Below are 16,769 nucleotides of genomic sequence, written 5' to 3' on the forward strand. Positions count from 1 at the left end.
GAAATCCCTATACAGTTCACCCCGCCGACAACACCGGCAACCAAAGCGCCAAAGCGATCAGCGTCGCCATCAGCACCGGCGGCGTAATCAGTAGGCCAATTTTCATATACTGGCCCCAGCCAATTTTGTAGCCCTTGCCCGCGAGTACGTGTAGCCAAAGCAGAGTGGCTAGGCTGCCAATTGGGGTGAACTTGGGTCCTAGGTCATTACCAATCACGTTCGCGTAAATCATCAATTCCTGCGTTACCGCGGGCACGTTCGCTTGGTCGATCGCCAGCGCACCGACCAGTGTCGAGGGTAGATTATTCATTACCGAGGCGACGATCGCGGATAGAAAGCCGGTGCCTAGTGTGGCGATAAAGTCGCCCTGTTGCGCCAGCCACTCAAGCGCCAACGCGCCATAATTGGTCAGCCCTGCATTGCCTAGCCCGTAGACGACGAGATACATGCCGATTGAGAACAGCACTATCTGCCAGGGGGCGCCGCGTAGCGCATCCGATACGGAGACGATGGCCCCGCGGCCCGCTTGCCACCAGCGCCCGGCAATTGCCATCAGCAGCACGGCGGCTGTTCCCGTCACAAACGCGATGGGAATGCCTAGCGGGGCGGTCACGAAGTAGGCGATAAGCAGCATCGTCAGCAGCGGAAACGCCGCTCTAAATACCAGCGGGTCCTTTATGGCCGAGCGCGGTGGGTCGAGGTTCTCGACAGAATAGTGTTTCGGGATTCGGCGGCCAAACGCTATCCAGAGCACGACCAGTGTGGCCGTTATAGACACCAGGTTCACCGGCACCATGACCGCTGCATAGCGATCAAAGCCAATATCAAAGTAGTTAGCGCTGACGATATTAACGAGGTTAGAGATCACCAAAGGCAGGCTTGCGGTATCCGCGATAAACCCCGTTGCGATGATGAAGGCCAGCGCCGCAGGTGGCTCAAAGTTTAGGCGCAGCAGAATAGCGATCACAATGGGCGTCAGCAGTAGGGCGGCACCGTCATTCGCGAAGAAAGCGGCAATGATAGCGCCGAGTATGACGACCAGCGGGAAAAGTAGATGCCCGCGCCCATTACCCCAGCGCGCCACATGCAGCGCTGCCCAGGCGAAGAACCCCGCCTCATCTAAAATCAGCGAAATAATGATCAGAGCAACGAAGGTAAACGTGGCATCCCAGACGATGCCCCACACCACGCCGATATCAGCCAAATGCACCACACCCACGAGCAGTGCCACTAAAGCGCCGCCCAGTGCGCTCCACCCGATACCCAAACCTTTAGGCTGCCAGATCACCAGAACCAGGGTGACGACAAAAATGGCTAGTGCCAACATGAAATGACCTTACGTCAGTGAGTGTTTTGGTTAACGCGGCGAGAGAGTTCTTCAGCGCTCTCGACACGCTCTGAATAGCGATCGGTAAGATAAGCGGATCTATCTCGCGTCAGCCAAGTGAATTTCACAAGTTCCTCACACACATCAACGAGACGCATATAGAGAGGTGAAGGCTTCATGCGCCCGGCATCGTCAAATTCGGTGAACGCTTTGGGGACAGAGGATTGGTTAGGGATGGTAATCATGCGCATCCAGCGGCCTAGGATTCGCATCTGGTTGACGGCGTTAAAGCTTTGGCTTCCGCCAGACACTTCCATCACCGCCAGCGTTTTGCCCTGAGTAGGGCGAACACCGCCCAGCGATAGCGGTATCCAGTCGATTTGCGTTTTCATAATGCCCGTCATCGCCCCATGGCGTTCGGGGCTGACCCAGAGCATGCCTTCGGACCATTGAGCAAGTTCGCGCAGCTCTTTTACCTTCGGATGGTCGGCTTCTGAGTCGTCTGGCAGCGGTAAGCCCGAAGGATTAAAGGTGCGAACTTCACAGCCGTACCAGCGTAGCAACCGCGCCGCTTCTTCGGACGCCAGGCGTGAAAAAGAGCGTTCGCGCAGAGAACCATAAAGCACCAGAATTCTGGGTGGGTGACGCGGCGCATCTGGTCTGGTCAATGCGTCCACGTCTATTGGCTGTAGCTCATGAGGGGCGATGTTGGGCAGATCATCAAAACTGACAGGTTCGCTCATTGGTGACCGCCCTTAAAATGCACGACATCACCATCTTCCTTGGTAAACGTGGTTACTGGGTTGGCCAACAACTCGAGTACAAGCTCTGATGGCCGGCACAGGCGCGCGCCTTTATCGGTTACCACAATGGGGCGATTGATCAGGATGGGGTGCGCGATCATGGCGTCTATCAGTTGATCATCGCTTAACGCTGGATCATCGAGATTGAGCTCTTCAAAGGGCGTGCCCTTACGGCGCAGTAGCTCTCTAGGGGAAATTGTCATCATCGAAATCAGCTCCACCAGCCGCTCTCGGCTAGGGGGTGTCTTCAGGTATTCGATCACTTGGGGTGCCTCACCTGACGCTTCGATGATGGCTAGCGTATTGCGCGAGGTGCCGCAGGCAGGGTTATGGTAAATCGTCGTTTTCAAAAGGATTATTCCTTCTCTGTATCAAGAGAGCAGTCAGTGAAGGCCGTGAACAGCGGCTCGCAAACCTCGGGGTGGCCTGCACAACAATCGCGAATCAAAAAGCTGAGGGTTTGCTGCATATGTTCTAGATTGGCGCGATAAATAATCGAGCGACTCTGCCGATGAGAATTGACCCATCCCGCTCGTGCAAGCACTGAAAGATGCGTCGACATCGTGTTATGAGGCACAGCTAACTGACGTGCGATTTCCCCAGCAGGCAAGCCTTCGGGCTCATGACGTACCAAAAGCCTGAAGGCTTCGAGACGCGTTTCCTGAGAAAGGGCGCTAAAACTGGCGGTAACGTTTTTTATTTCCATATGTCGAGTATTATGGACATATCCAAAAATAACAATCAAATTCTCTTTTATGTGTTGCCTGGAATGTTAAATATAAGCGTTGATCGTCAGGCGTTGTCGCTGAAGGTCTTGCGCTAACTAATCCCATGGACCGCTTCTTATAAAGGCGGCCTGCTGCTTTCTATCAGTGTATTGGCTTCTATCTAACGCTTTATTGCCAGAGCACAAACGCACTGAGGAGCCCCAGACAATTAGGCTTATCGAGCTGCTTTTTTATATAGCCATTTTTCAAATATCCCGGGCAAGAGTGGCTTAGCGATAAAATAGCCTTGGCCCTCGTCGCAGCCTAGCTCCATAAGGCGGTGGTAGGAGGTATCGTTTTCTATTCCTTCGGCCACCACGCGGTAGCCCAGGTCATGGGCCATTGAGATCATGGAATTAACCAGCGTCTCGGTGCGCGCGTCCTCACCAAGCTCGGTGATAAAGCGGCGATCTATTTTTACGGTGTGGGCAGGAATCTCATGCAGATAGGAGAGGCTACTATAGCCGGTACCAAAATCGTCGATTGCGATCCGTAGGCCTGCTGCGGTTAGCGCTTTTAACTGGTTACTCGCCACTTCCCCCTGGCTAATCATGGCGCTTTCGGTAAGCTCCACTTCTATAGCGGTGCTCGGTAGCCCCATATGCGCCATTTCATCCAGGAGCCGTCTGGCAAAATCCTCTTCCTCAAGATTGGTTGCTGATACATTGACCGAAATCTGAAGTGTTTTCCCAGCCCGATGCCAAGCTGCCGCTTGTCGAATGGCATGACGCAACACCCACTGCGTTAGCGGTTTTATCATGGGCGTATTTTCGATCAATGGAATAAATTCGCCAGGCGATACCTCACCCAGGGTAGGGTGTTTCCAACGCAATAACGCTTCCGCCCCTAAGCACTCTCCGTTCGCAAGCGAGACTCGTGGCTGGAACACTAGATAAAGCTCATTCCCGCTTTCAAGTGCCGGGCCGATGTCGCCCTGTAGGGTAAAGCATCGTTGGTAATGGGCATCCAGATCCCATGAAAAGAGCCCAGCACCTTTTCCTGCCTGACGGGCATCCAGGCAAGCGGCATGAGCGGTTCGCAAGACATCTTCGGCCGTGACTTCGCTCAGACAAAAATGAGCGATGCCCACGGTAGGGCGTACCAATACAGGTATGGCTCGGGTGGTTTCGAGCACGAGAAGCGCTTGGCGTAAACGAGTTGCTTCTTTCAGCAAGTTGGTATCACTCGTTTGGTCCACCAAGTGCACAAATCGACATCCGCCCAGGTCATAGAGCTTCGATTTCGAACTGATAGCCTGCTGCAGGCAACGAGCGGTAATACGTGCCAATTCATCTAGAAAAACGGGGCCCATGGTACGGTGAAGGGTACTTAATTCGCTGGCGTCGACTACCTCGGTAAACAAGGCAACTCTTTGTCCGTTCGGGGCATCTCGCTGCATGTCCTGCAAGTCTTCGGCAAACTGATGACGGTTGGAAAGGCCCGTCAATGGGTCGATCCGGCCGAAAGCATGCTGCAATTCAATCTGTGCCATGACCATGGCGGCCAGATCGTAAAGCGTCGCCTGTTCTTGTTCAGACACCTCACGTGGATGAGTGCCCAGAACGCACATCGCGCCCAATGTATGACCCTCTCGTGTGACTAACGGTGCGCCCGCGTAGAAACGAATGCCCGAGTTCGCTAAATAGCTGTTCCGGTAGCAGTCCGAGGCGAGAAGATCCGGGATGATAAGGAGTTGAGAGGAGTCACAGACATCAGCGCAAGGGGCCGTTTCACGCGGTATTTCCCAATGATCAACGCCTACTCTAGACTTAAACCACTGACGATTCTCATCAGTAAGCGATACGGCTGCGATCGGCAAACCGAAAAGCTGACTGGCCATCCGTGTGATCCGGTCAAAGCTTTCACTGGGCGAGGTGTCCAGCAGATTTAGCTGTCGGAGTGCGAACAAACGATTCTGTTCCTGGGTACTCATTATAAGTTGTATTACCCTGTGGGAAATGTTGATCCTTTGAGTAATGATTATACTAGTCAAATGTAGATATTGTTGATTAATGAAATACATTTCTTATGCTTTTTACATCAAAGGCAGGTGAATAGCTCTGATATCGTGAGCTGCAGGATTTATCCATTAAGCTGGGTCAGAAGGTATTCTACGTGTTGAGCCCTGAGCCCTGAGCCCTGAGCACGGCGGAGCTCAATGGACGCTTGATGACTCTTAGGTCTCCTTCACGAATGTCTCCTCTAAAAGCCCGCTTTTGGCCGAATACTCATAATCAGCCTATCCTGAAAAGTAGCAACCGATACGAAAGTGACCTGTCCGAAATGTAATCAGCATGATCATTTATTCCATGTGATTAGCCAGATTAGCAGCATTGCTTGTGGTTAATTTTTTGACTTAGCTTAAGGTTGGGGATATGGAACAGATATATAATTTATTTGCGGGTATACCATTATGGATTGTTTCAGCTTTAATCTTGGCTGGGTTTGGTATCGCTTGTTGGGCTAAATGGAAATTGATAAATAATAGGCGTAAAGCGACTAGCTTTGAGGCAAGTTCTAGTAGTTCTGAAGTCAAAATATCACTTGAAAAAATCGAGGTTTATGTAGGTGTTGCCGCTGGAATAATTGGGAGTATCAGCGGGTTAATTCAAATAGGTGTTTTCTTTGGTTGGTGGCCAAAGGTGTTGGGATAAAATGAACCGTGGGTTTTGCTAGAAGTAAGCTCCGGTAGATCGCGTCATTAGTCACCGGAGCCTAAAATCATGACATTCTTTCATTCACATTTCTTTGACCAAACCCAAGCGCTACTTTAAAACTCTCTAAAAGTAGCGATGACCAACTAAGCCGCGCTTGTCAGCCCTAATTTCTTTCTACAGTTAAGAGTTAAAATAGCTTAAGAGTTGCAAATTGCGGTATTGGATCATGATCGCCTGTTTGTGGCATATGAAAATGATCGGCATCTTGGGCTTGGCAGTGTTGATGAACGCGATGAACGGCGGCGCCTTAAAGCTTGTTGCACGATTCCTGAACCCTAAGTGGAACCACCGATGCCTATACGTTACCTGTTACGCCTGCTGGTCGTAGTGCAGCTGGTATTTTTGGCAGGCTGTGATGAGACGCCGACAGGGCGCTCTCAACTGGCGCTGGTGCCTCATAACATGATGGCGCAAATGGGCGAAGATGCTTTCGAGCAGCTAATAAACAACCAGCCGATATCACGCGATACGGCCGTTAATGGATTGGTGCAGTGCGTGGCTCAACAGGTGGTCGCCGCCGCTGAAGCAAGCTATCCCGACCTCGATTTTCCTGAAGCCTGGGAAGTCGTCGTGTTTGAAGAGCCTTCACCCAATGCTTTCGCGCTGCCGGGTGGGCGCATTGGTGTACATAGCGGTTTATTGGATGTGGCCGAGACGCCCGCCCAGTTGGCGGCGGTGATCGGACACGAGGTAAGCCATGTGCTGGCTGACCATGGCAATGAACGGCTTACCCAACAGCTAGGCATCAAAGCCGTACTGATGCTGGTGGGATTGATGGGAGAAGGCGATATGGGGCATCAACAATTGATGCAGGCGCTGGGCATCGGTGCTCAACTTGGCATTAGTCTGCCGTTTAGCCGCACCCATGAGGAAGAGGCCGATTTGATGGGATTAGCCATCATGGCTCGTGCCGGGTTCGATCCGCAACACAGTGTGGTGCTTTGGCGCAACATGGCCGCGGCTGGAAGTGGCCAGCCGCCTGAATTTTTGTCTACTCACCCCGCCCACGCCTCTCGTATCAATGCATTACAACAAGGTTTGGAAGAAGCTACAGCTATCTATCAAACGGTCACTCCTGCTGACTGTTGAAGCTAGTCGAAGGCCAGCCAAACAAGATTGATACCGCTTGGAGAAATTTTGGCAGCTTGCTGCCTATTAATGCGCTAATATATATTCCATATACGTTTCATATATGAAAAGGCATTTCATGGGCATCGTAAAAATCAACGATCACCTACACGAAGACATTCGTAAAGCCAGTTCAGTCATGGTGCGCTCGATCAATGCGCAGGCGGAATATTGGATTAAGGTAGGCATGCTGGCCGAAGCCAACCCGGGCATGACCTTCTCTGACATCATGCGCGAGCAGATGAAGCAGGCGGACATTGAGGTAAGGAAGGTGATCGGTGGCTAACGTAGTACTCAAAAATGAACAAGAGCTGACGTTGATGCGCGAAGCCGGGCGTTTGCTCGCGTCTGTATTCAGCTATCTCGATGCACTGATCGTGCCGGGTGCTACCACCATGCAGATCAATGATTGGGCCGAGCGCTATATCGTTGATGAGTTAAAAGCTCGCCCCGCCAGCAAAGGGCAATATGACTATCAATATGTGCTGAATGCGTCTGTGAATCATGTGGTGTGTCATGGCGTTCCTTCTGAAGCGCAGGCGCTTAAATCCGGCGATATTGTTAACGTCGATATCACACTTGAGAAGAATGGGTTTATTGCCGATTCAAGTAAGATGTACCTAGTGGGCGATGTAAAACCCATCGCAAAACGCTTGGTCGATAAAACCTATGAGGCCATGTGGGAAGGCATCCGCACCGTTAAGCCGGGCGCAACGCTTGGCGATGTAGGCCACGCAATTCAGCGGCATGCGGAACAGAACGGCTACTCGGTAGTGCGTGACTACTGTGGCCACGGCATTGGCCGCGAAATGCATGAAGAGCCCGAAGTGCTGCATTACGGCAAGCCGGGTAAAGGGCTGGTATTAAAACAAGGCATGGTGTTTACCATTGAGCCCATGATTAACCAGGGCAAAGCCAAGATAAAAACCAAGAAAGATGGCTGGACGGTAGTGACCAGCGACAAGACATTATCCGCGCAGTGGGAGCATACGGTTGCGGTTACTGCAGAGGGTGTCGAGGTGCTGACGCTGCGTGATGAAGAATGCTCCATGCTGAATATTGATCTTAATTAATTTATATAAATCAAAATTTTATTTGTGTATTATTGTTTTATTTACTGGTTAATAGCAGGTTTTGTAAGAACCTGCTATTAGTTAAAGTATAATTTTAGTTAAAGCTTACCGACTCCAGTCTGTCCAACGATTCCCCATACTGATATGTGAAAGGACGACCATAGGTGGCTGCCAAATTGGTACATCTCTTTTCGAGTCCTGACATGCTGTATTGGTTTACGGAACCGTATTCATGGCGTATTGCTCCTATTGATCCAAAATCAATCTCTAACAGTTGTCTAGTGTCTGTTCCTTCATAGAGCGCTCTAACTGGGTTGACATACTCGTCTCGAACATTGATGAACATAGCTACTTCATCGTTTTCGAAAGCTTCCTGGAGTATCTGGTTATTGGTCGTAATATCGACAGGGATTCCTCTTGACGTATTACTTACATGTAATTTTCTGACGAATATTTGATAAAAATCTTCTTCGGTCTCACCGCCGAGTGTTAATTGTCGAAATGGAAGCTTTGGCTCGACTAGCATGGCCATACTACAACTTGCATGGCTTTCAACCGTTTCACTTCCAGATAAAACGGCGTTAGCACCGTCAAGAAGGCTGTAATCTGTCAGGATTACTGGTTCTTCGATCTCTAGCGTAACAACATATTCTTGTGCTAATGCCTCAATCTCTTCTCTCTCTTCTGACGATATTCTACTCATTTTATCAGGCAGAAGATTAAAGGTTACTTTCAGAGCAGTTTCTTTATTATCAACGATTGATTGTAGATGCTCTTTTAGTGAGGCGATTAAGCTATCATCAGGGCCGCCAAAGAACGGAACTTTGAGCACAATCGAACGCCGAGCTCGTGTGCTGCTTGTTATCTTGATATCTTCTGGATCAATACCATGTTCGGATATTAGTGCGTTTAACTCATTGTGGTAGGCTTGAATGAGTGTATCGTTTGAGTTGTCAATAACATGATGATCGAACGTTAATGTGGCAAGCTCATTGTTACAGCCAACAAGCAAAAGCGATAATGGTATCCAGAGGGAGTTATGTGATAGGCGCATAATGGCATCTTTGTGGAGAATTTCGTTTGATAGATCATTGTAATTTAATTTTAATTATCTTTTAAGTAATGATTTGATTATTTCGAATATTTTTAATACTAACGCTTATCTAAGCCTAATCTAGGTTGATTGACTTTGTTAAATTAGACTAGGAACCAGGATTCCTAATATTCGTATTCTGTCAGCTCTCAAAAGTCCTACACGCTAGTGCAGGGGATAGTGTCTTTATTTTTTCTGCTCTTCAGATTAGGGGGTTACACCTATAGCGCGCTCCAGCTTAATTATTCTAAGATGACGGTAAGGAGTCTCGATATGGTTAGCTATGCTAAATTTCATCATAGAAAAGATTCGTTTAATAATTTTTGTAAGGACATTTCATGTCTAACGATGAGTCATCGCTACTCAAGCTGCATGTAACGCTGGTGGAGAAAATCAACTTTGCCTGCCATCAAAGCGCATTTGCGGTGCTGCGCGACTTGCAGCTCGAAAATCTTGATAAAGAACATGAAAGTGTAGATCTTACCGTCACGCTTGAAGCCTCGCCTGCTTTCTTGAAGCAGAAAACCTGGAAAATTGATCGATTAGCCGCGGGTAGCCTGCTGGAGTTAAAGGATCGAGACCTGGAGTTAGACGGCGGTTTTCTGTTGGGATTAACGGAATCCATGCGCGGGACGGTGACCCTAAGTGTTCGCCAAGGGGAGATGATTCAGGCAACGCATGAAGTGCCCGTAGAATTGCTGGCGTGTAATGAGTGGGGCGGGGCCTCCTATATGCCAGAGCTGTTGGCGGCGTTTTGCACACCCAACGATCCCGCGGTGGACCGGCTACTAGGCCAAGCTAGCCAGATATTGCGCAAAGCGGGTAAGCCTGACGAGATCGATGGTTATCAATCCAACAGCCGTGAGCAGGTATGGCTCATGGCTTCGGCCATTTACACTGCCATCATAAGAATGCAGCTGGGCTATGCGTTTCCACCCTCCAGCTTCGAAAAAAATGGTCAAAAGATTCGTCTGCCCCATCAGATTGAAAGCGCCAAGGTCGCGACCTGTCTGGACACTACCTTGCTATTTGCAGCCGCCCTGGAACAGGCTCAGCTGAATCCGCTGATCGTACTGACGAAAGGGCATGCGCTGGTAGGGCTCTGGTTGGAAAAAGAAGACCTTTCGAGCGTAGTAGTGGATGAAGCAGAAACTCTTCGCCAGCGTATTCCACTTCAAGAACTCATTCTGATCGAGACTACCTTTACCACTCAGCATCCTGCTCCACCTTTTTCCAAAGCGGTCGAAGCTGGAAATAAACAGGTTTCATTGGAGAAGGATCACGAATTTGACGCTGTGGTGGATATTCGTCGAGCGCGAGCCCACCGTATCAACCCCATCAGCTTGACGGCTCATTCAGAGCGGTCTTTTGAAGCGGACGATACGGCTGCCGTTTTCGAACCAGTCTTGGAAGAAGCCCCCCACCTGCCGGCAGCTACTGTATACATGGAGCAGGGGCTGTTTGAAGACACGCCAGGTGGCCGTTTGGAGCGCTGGCAACGTAAGCTGCTGGACCTTTCAGCGCGCAACCCGCTGCTTAACCAGAAACCCAGTAAAAGTAACCTGCAACTGGTATGCGGCGATCCCGGTGCACTGGAAGATGTCTTAGCCACGGGCGCGCGTATTGCCATTGCCCCTTTTCCAAGACTTCAGTCCGAAGGTCAGGATGAAGCTATTCATCGCCAGCGAACAGGCGAAGAGCTCAAGGATGTTTACTCCCGTGATGCGCTTGCCAAAAGGCAAGTGTTGGTAAATCTCACCAAGGAGGAACTGGAAAGACGAACAATAGAAATTTACCGCAAGGCACAAACTTCACTCAAGGAGGGCGGTTCCAACACCTTGTTCTTGGCAGTTGGTTTTCTGTTATGGAAGCCTGCTGATAAAGACAACCGCCGCTACCGCGCGCCGCTGATCCTGCTGCCGGTGTCCCTGGAGCGAAAGTCAGTACGCAGTGGCGTAAAGATAGTTGCCAGTGATGACGAGCCCCGTTTCAATACAACACTATTAGAATTATTAAAAAAGGATTTTGGTGTTGAAATTAAAGGATTATCTGGTGTTCTGCCAGAAGATGAAAGCGGCATCGATGTAGGCTATATCTGGAATCTGGTGCGCCACTCCATTAAAGAAGTGCCTGGGTTTGAGGTAGTGGAAGAGGTTGTGCTTGGGCATTTTTCCTTTGCCAAGTATCTAATGTGGAAAGATTTGACGGACCGCTCCGAGGCCTTAAAAGAAAGCCCGGTAGTGCAGCATCTTCTGGATAGCCCGCGCGAACCCTATGGAAGCGATATTCGTTTTGTAGAAGCAAGGGAGATTGACCGGGAATATACTCCTGCGGATTTATTGACACCCCTTCCCGTGGATTCATCTCAGATGTCGGCTATTGCCACCGCTGACCGAGGTAAAGATTTTGTCATCATCGGGCCGCCGGGTACCGGGAAAAGTCAGACCATCGGCAATCTCATTGCTCATATGTTGGGTAAAGGGAAGAAGGTACTTTTCGTATCTGAAAAGACGGCTGCATTGGACGTTGTGCATCGCCGCTTGCGTGAAGTCGGTCTCGGCCAATTTTGCCTGGAGTTACACTCCAACAAGGCAAAAAAGGCAGATGTATTGGACCAATTACGCACTGCCTGGAATAGTGTTTCCAAGGCATCAGCAAGTGACTGGAAGGCAGAGGGCGAACGATTAAGGGCGTTGCGTGACCGCTTGAATGGGGTAGTAAATACCTTGCATATGCGCCGCCGTAACGGGCTGACAGCGCACTATGCGATGGGCATTAAAATTCGTGATGCAGATTTTGCCGCCAAGGTAAAACTGCGTTGGGCCAATAGCGATGTTCACGATGAGCAACAGCTGGCACAGTTACGCGAATTGGCCGCGCTGTTGGCTGTGCAGGCCAAGGCGGTTGGCAGCTTGGTGGATCACCCCCTAAGTCTTGTTACGCATCACGAGTGGCGGCCTCAGTGGCAAGAAGAGGTGGTCAGCGTCGCCAGACAGCTTCAGGCCAGTGCTGACAAAATGGCTCAAGAAGTGGTAGCGCTGGATAAAGCACTGGGGATCGAACTTGAGGCGGTAAACCTGGCCAAGCTTTCGGCGCTGTCGGAATGTGGTCAGGTATTGCTGGATGCTTACCGTCAACCAGCTTCATTCGCTCTGGAACCTGACGCGCCTGACCGGCTTGATGCGTTGGAAGAAGCAGTCACCCAGCTCAAAAACTATATCGCTACTCAGGCCAAATTAAGCTGTAACTATGCGCCGCTGGCGTGGCAAGCGCTGGATGCCGCTGTGCTTGGCCCGAACTGGGCGGCAGCCAGCGAAACATGGTGGCCGAAACGATGGTTTGCCAAGCGCGCCATCGTAAAGCAAATGCGTGCAGGTGGCGCGCTTGGCACTCCAGACCCGGACAATGACATTCCCTTGCTCATGCAACTGCGCGAAACGGGCGGCCAGATTGATCGTTTGGATGGTGTGTTAAAAGGGCTACGTGGTTGGGATACGTATAACTCTGACCCTGAGGTCATGGCCTCCTTGAAGCTATTGGGGGCTCGCGCCCGTAGTGCGGTCGGCAAACTGGCGGATGATGCCGAGTCGCTGGCGGTACTGCGCGGCAAAATCCGTACGTTGCTATACGATGCCAACGACCTGCTGGCGCCGGAAGCCCCCTTAGGGCGCGTTATCAATGATTTTCAAACGACGTTCGAAGCGTTTACGGCATTAAAAATTCAGTTTGAAGGGTTGATTGGCTCTACACTGGACGAGCATCTAGATGCTCAAGCGCCAGCCTTGGAGACATTAAGCGTTCATTGCCAGCGGATTATCGATAACCACATTTCGCTGAAAGGTTGGTGTGCCTGGATGCGGCGCCGTTCCGAAGCGCTGGACTGCCAGCTTGGCCCTCTGGTCGAGGGTATTGAGCAAGGCCGCGTTGCGGCAGATGAGATTGAGAATGTCTTTGAGGCTGCCTACTGCGCCTGGTGGTCAGCAGCAGTGATTGGCGAAGATGACGTGCTACGAACTTTCTCATCGCCAGAGCACCAGGCCACGATTCAGAATTTCCGCGAGTTGGACACCCACTTCAGCACACTGACCGCCCAATATATTGCCGCCAACTTGTCTGGAGAGATACCTGGTCAGGATGACATTCAGAAAAGCTCATCCTGGGGCGTTTTACGTCACGAGTTGCAGAAAAAAATGCGTCACAAGCCGGTGCGGGAAATGATGGAAACCATTCCCGATGCAATTACCACGCTGGCGCCTTGCTTAATGATGTCACCGCTATCCATCGCTCAGTTCCTTTCTCCTGGACAGGCGTTATTTGACGTGGTGATTTTTGATGAAGCCTCGCAGATTACCGTTTGGGATGCGGTTGGTTCACTGGCGCGTGGTAAGCAGGTCATTGTAGCGGGCGACCCCAAGCAGATGCCTCCGACCAACTTTTTCGGCCGCTCAGATGACGACCCAGATGGTGATGTCGATGGAGAGGGAGATCTCGAAAGTATTCTAGACGAGCTGATGGGGGCCAGTATTCCTCAGCAGGTACTCAACCTGCACTATCGTTCCCGCCGTGAAAGCCTGATTGCATTCTCCAACAACCGCTACTATGACAACTCGCTGGTGACTTTTCCGGCCCCGGTACATCCTGACAAGGGCGTTTCTCTGGTGCGGCCAGAAGGGTTCTATGCCCGCGGCAAGGCTCGCCATAACCAAGGGGAAGCCCAGGCCATTGTGGCCGAGATTGTGCGTCGGCTGACCTCGGAAAGTGAAGCGGTGCGCCGTCAGTCCATTGGGGTCGTGACCTTCAATACCGAGCAGCAGAGCCTGATCGAGGACCTGTTAGACAATGCCCGTAGCGAAGATTCCGACATTGAATGGGCTTTCTCCGATGATGAGTTGGAGCCGGTATTCGTTAAAAATCTGGAAACGGTGCAGGGTGATGAGCGTGATGTAATTTTGTTTAGCATCACTTACGGCCCGGATGAAGCCGGCCACGTTACCATGAACTTCGGCCCGCTGAATCGTAACGGTGGCGAACGTCGATTGAACGTGGCGATGACCCGCGCCCGCTCGGAAATGGTGGTGTTCTCTACTCTGGCTCCGGAACGCATCGACCTATCCCGCACCTCCGCCCGTGCCGTGGCAGATCTTAAGCACTTCCTCGAGTATGCCGAGCGCGGCGCTTCAGCGCTAGGTGCCGCCGCGCATGGATCTATGGGCGATTTCGAATCGCCGTTTGAGATTGCGGTTGCCCGAGCGCTGCAAGAAAAAGGCTGGATAGTCCATCCACAAATCGGTGTATCTGCCTACCGTATCGACATGGGCATTGTTCATCCGGATAAGCCTGGCGTTTACCTTGCCGGGATCGAATGTGACGGCGCCATGTACCACAGTTCTGTTTATGCCCGTGAGCGCGATAAGGTCCGCCAGGGGGTATTGGAAGGCTTGGGTTGGACGCTATTCAGAGTATGGTCAACGGATTGGTGGACGAACAAGACGAAAGCATTGGATATGCTGGATGCGGCTTTGTCGAAACAGTTGGAAAAAGACGCTGTGTCGAAGGATTTCTTAACTGCCAAGTAATTCGCTGCGTGCCAGTCTAAGGGGGAGGGCCGTTGGCCCATCCCCTATCGGCTATAATCTATAATAGGTGGATGATGTAACATATGAGGCGTAAAGATATAGATAAGATTTACTTTATATTTTATTCAGCATGATTTTATTTTCAGTTTGATTTGGAATAGCGTTATTATAAGACAAGAGGAATGTATTTTTTTCGTAATCGCGGTGATAATAGTCATTGCTCATTATTGGCCAAAGATTAATCTATTTTTGGGTTTAGGTGTATTGAACAAAAGGTTATGGTTCTACTGTCATCGTTAGGCAGCTTGATGAGGCTGAAAGAGAAAATTACATAAAGGATTTTAGATAAGATCTTGTATCGGACAATATCTATAAAAATTATGCCAGTGTTAATGAGAGTTAGTCTAGGTCTAAGTAGCTTGCCATAGTAGGAGGGAATGCTTTTCCATTAATAGTGGCTAAATGATGGCTTAGAAATATCTTGATTGATTCAGCGTATAGTCCTCAGTTTAAGAAGTTAAAAGGCACTGTCGGTGTTTGCTGTTTTATTATAATAAGATAGCAAAATAGTGATAGTGTTTTTCATGAGATAATTGGCTAACCAGGAGCCAATCATAAGTTCATTACGCACACACAAAATGGTATACTTAAAAAAATTGATTGTCGATGGCCAGGACACGTTAGCCCTTTATAGTCAATATATGACAGGCGGTGAAGCATTGCGTTGTCTAAAGATCACCGTGCGTTTAATCATGTAAGAGATGCTTTTTTGTCAATGAGTAGTTTTCTTTTTTAATATTCATATTTTGAATATGGATGACTGTTAGTTTTCAGTATTTTTATTTTTCTGTCGCTATGGCGGTTGCTATTTTGATACTGACCAAGAATATAAAGCCGGCGTTGATTTTTCGTGGGCAGGCAATAAGTCGAGTGCGAGGGAAGCCCTCTTCTAGTGATGAAAAGCTTCATATAGGCAATTTGAAATGTGCGAAATGTATAGGTGAGTTGAATGATCACTTGGGCAAATGGTTTGATGTTGACATTGCTATACATAGAGTCGGTATTTAATTCTCTCGATTGATGAATATTTTCTCATTTATTGTCTTTTAAAGAGGCTGTATGAATATTGCTTTGCATCTATTTTTTATTTTTTTTGTTAGTGGAGAGTTAATAGCTTTCTTTTATTGGTCTAAGATTGGTCTTTATTTTTCAAAGAAAAAAATTCTAGGCCAGTTTGATTGCTCTTTAGAGGTGGTAAGAGAACTTTCTGAGGATGAAAAAAACCATTATTACGAAATTTTCGGTGGCATTTTTGTATCGGATTATGTTTATAGTATGGATGTCTGCATAAATCAATTAAAGTATAAGAGAATTACTCGAAATTGGGATACTGTTCATTTTGTTAGATGGTTTCTTGGAAGAGTTAAACTTAATAACGCATCACAAAAATATTTTGAAGGCTTTAAAAATGTTAAAGGGTGTTATAGTTTTGTATTAATGAAAGGGCTTGAGAATGAAGATATTTATGCTGAGATAATTAGTTACCCAAGTGTTAATTCTGGTTTTTGTAGTCACCTGAAGGCTATTATTCCTGTCAATGTGGATATTGAAAATAAGATTATTGATAGCTTAGGAACTGGGATTATATCTAAAAGATATGCTTCGGAAGAGGAAAGAAAGTCTTTATCTTCTCAGATGCAAGTGTTTTTCCCACAAAAATATATGACATTAAGTGCTTTGTTTGGTTTTTCGTCGGTTATGTCTATTCCTATTGTATGGTTAATTAATGATCTTCAATATTTCTATTTCCCTATCGCTATGATGATTATTTTTGTTTTTTTTATTCGCAATATACAATATGCTTGTATTCCTGAAATGCAAATAATTAGCAATATTAACGGTCGTTTTTTATTTAAAAAAGATGGTTTGTATATAGGAGGTGTGAAGTGTTCTCTACCTGAGCATTTGAAAAATAAACATGTAATAGATAAGAGTATGAATAGTTGGATTCAAGCTGAAGTATGTCGTTATAAGTCTGAATATATGTTGCTCTCAATTAATGGATGTGTAATTCATCAGGAAAATGTTAAAGCAAGAAAAGATGTTATTGTTATGTTGCTATTTTCTTTTGGTATAACTGCAGCTTTGATTTTATTGTTATTTTTAATTATTTAAATAGTGAGAATTTTTGATAAAATATCTTGGATTATTGCAAGGAGGATAGTTTTTTTCTATCAAGAGTTAAAAAAGAAATTGTGGTTTGCCGCCCCAAAAAGATGCTGGCG

Annotated in this window: 12 protein-coding genes; 6 read left to right on the forward strand and 6 right to left on the reverse strand. The window is 48.5% G+C overall.

Features of this window, described 5'->3' with window-relative positions; genetic code table 11:
• Positions 1–16: 16 nt before the first annotated feature.
• The 5 genes from D467_RS0102325 to D467_RS0102345 all read right to left on the reverse strand — a co-directional run bounded on the left by D467_RS0102325 (position 17) and on the right by D467_RS0102345 (position 4,830).
• On the reverse strand, positions 17–1,327 hold the full coding sequence (locus tag D467_RS0102325; protein ID WP_018915898.1) for an arsenic transporter: 1,311 nt from the start codon (positions 1,325–1,327) through the stop codon (positions 17–19).
• Between the two features lie 14 nt (positions 1,328–1,341).
• On the reverse strand, positions 1,342–2,070 hold the full coding sequence (arsH, locus tag D467_RS0102330; protein ID WP_018915899.1) for an arsenical resistance protein ArsH: 729 nt from the start codon (positions 2,068–2,070) through the stop codon (positions 1,342–1,344).
• Positions 2,067–2,480, reverse strand: a complete 414-nt coding sequence (arsC, locus tag D467_RS0102335) for an arsenate reductase (glutaredoxin) (protein ID WP_018915900.1) — start codon at positions 2,478–2,480, stop codon at positions 2,067–2,069. Before arsC ends, arsH begins: the two co-directional genes overlap by 4 nt.
• Positions 2,481–2,485: 5 nt before the next feature.
• Positions 2,486–2,875 carry an ArsR/SmtB family transcription factor gene (locus D467_RS0102340; protein ID WP_244147794.1) on the reverse strand — a complete coding sequence of 130 codons (390 nt, stop codon included), beginning with the start codon at positions 2,873–2,875 and terminating at the stop codon, positions 2,486–2,488.
• A 197-nt stretch (positions 2,876–3,072) separates the two neighbouring features.
• Positions 3,073–4,830 carry a sensor domain-containing phosphodiesterase gene (locus D467_RS0102345; protein WP_018915902.1) on the reverse strand — a complete coding sequence of 586 codons (1,758 nt, stop codon included), beginning with the start codon at positions 4,828–4,830 and terminating at the stop codon, positions 3,073–3,075.
• A 442-nt stretch (positions 4,831–5,272) separates the two neighbouring features.
• Here D467_RS0102345 and D467_RS0102350 point away from each other — a divergent pair, with 442 nt between their 5' ends.
• The 4 genes from D467_RS0102350 (at position 5,273) to map (ending at position 7,815) form a co-directional block, all read left to right on the forward strand.
• On the forward strand, positions 5,273–5,551 hold the full coding sequence (locus D467_RS0102350; protein WP_018915903.1) for a hypothetical protein: 279 nt from the start codon (positions 5,273–5,275) through the stop codon (positions 5,549–5,551).
• 354 nt (positions 5,552–5,905) lie between these two features.
• Positions 5,906–6,703 (forward strand): M48 family metallopeptidase, encoded by a 798-nt coding sequence (locus tag D467_RS0102355; protein WP_018915904.1) that lies wholly within the window; start codon positions 5,906–5,908, stop codon positions 6,701–6,703.
• 118 nt (positions 6,704–6,821) lie between these two features.
• On the forward strand, positions 6,822–7,028 hold the full coding sequence (locus tag D467_RS0102360; RefSeq protein ID WP_018915905.1) for a ParD-like family protein: 207 nt from the start codon (positions 6,822–6,824) through the stop codon (positions 7,026–7,028).
• Positions 7,021–7,815 carry a type I methionyl aminopeptidase gene (gene map / locus D467_RS0102365; RefSeq protein WP_018915906.1) on the forward strand — a complete coding sequence of 265 codons (795 nt, stop codon included), beginning with the start codon at positions 7,021–7,023 and terminating at the stop codon, positions 7,813–7,815. The genes D467_RS0102360 and map overlap by 8 nt, the downstream gene beginning before the upstream one ends.
• A gap of 94 nt (positions 7,816–7,909) precedes the next feature.
• Here the strand turns inward: map and D467_RS0102370 are convergent, their stop codons facing one another.
• Positions 7,910–8,869, reverse strand: coding sequence for a hypothetical protein (locus tag D467_RS0102370; RefSeq protein ID WP_018915907.1), 960 nt, complete (start codon positions 8,867–8,869; stop codon positions 7,910–7,912).
• A gap of 377 nt (positions 8,870–9,246) precedes the next feature.
• On the opposite strand from D467_RS0102370, the gene proA reads away from it, so the two are divergent.
• The gene (gene proA, locus D467_RS0102375; RefSeq protein ID WP_018915908.1) at positions 9,247–14,484 is read left to right on the forward strand and encodes an anti-phage protein ProA; all 5,238 of its coding nucleotides are present in this window, start codon (positions 9,247–9,249) and stop codon (positions 14,482–14,484) included.
• Positions 14,485–15,603: 1,119 nt separating this feature from the next.
• Positions 15,604–16,659 carry a hypothetical protein gene (locus D467_RS0102390; protein WP_018915910.1) on the forward strand — a complete coding sequence of 352 codons (1,056 nt, stop codon included), beginning with the start codon at positions 15,604–15,606 and terminating at the stop codon, positions 16,657–16,659.
• Positions 16,660–16,769 lie beyond the last annotated feature (110 nt).

It is taken from the genome of Vreelandella zhanjiangensis DSM 21076 (assembly GCF_000377665.1).
GTDB classification, from domain to species: domain Bacteria; phylum Pseudomonadota; class Gammaproteobacteria; order Pseudomonadales; family Halomonadaceae; genus Vreelandella; species Vreelandella zhanjiangensis.

Excerpts from the sequence above, each read along its gene's own strand:
- proA (WP_018915908.1), top strand. The coding sequence starts at position 9,247 with ATGTCTAACGATGAGTCATCGCTACTCAAGCTGCATGTAACGCTGGTG.
- D467_RS0102360 (WP_018915905.1), top strand. The coding sequence starts at position 6,822 with ATGGGCATCGTAAAAATCAACGATCACCTACACGAAGACATTCGTAAA.
- D467_RS0102325 (WP_018915898.1), bottom strand. The coding sequence starts at position 1,327 with ATGTTGGCACTAGCCATTTTTGTCGTCACCCTGGTTCTGGTGATCTGG.
- arsH (WP_018915899.1), bottom strand. The coding sequence starts at position 2,070 with ATGAGCGAACCTGTCAGTTTTGATGATCTGCCCAACATCGCCCCTCAT.
- D467_RS0102345 (WP_018915902.1), bottom strand. The coding sequence starts at position 4,830 with ATGAGTACCCAGGAACAGAATCGTTTGTTCGCACTCCGACAGCTAAAT.
- D467_RS0102390 (WP_018915910.1), top strand. The coding sequence starts at position 15,604 with ATGAATATTGCTTTGCATCTATTTTTTATTTTTTTTGTTAGTGGAGAG.
- D467_RS0102355 (WP_018915904.1), top strand. The coding sequence starts at position 5,906 with ATGCCTATACGTTACCTGTTACGCCTGCTGGTCGTAGTGCAGCTGGTA.
- D467_RS0102350 (WP_018915903.1), top strand. The coding sequence starts at position 5,273 with ATGGAACAGATATATAATTTATTTGCGGGTATACCATTATGGATTGTT.
- D467_RS0102370 (WP_018915907.1), bottom strand. The coding sequence starts at position 8,869 with ATGCGCCTATCACATAACTCCCTCTGGATACCATTATCGCTTTTGCTT.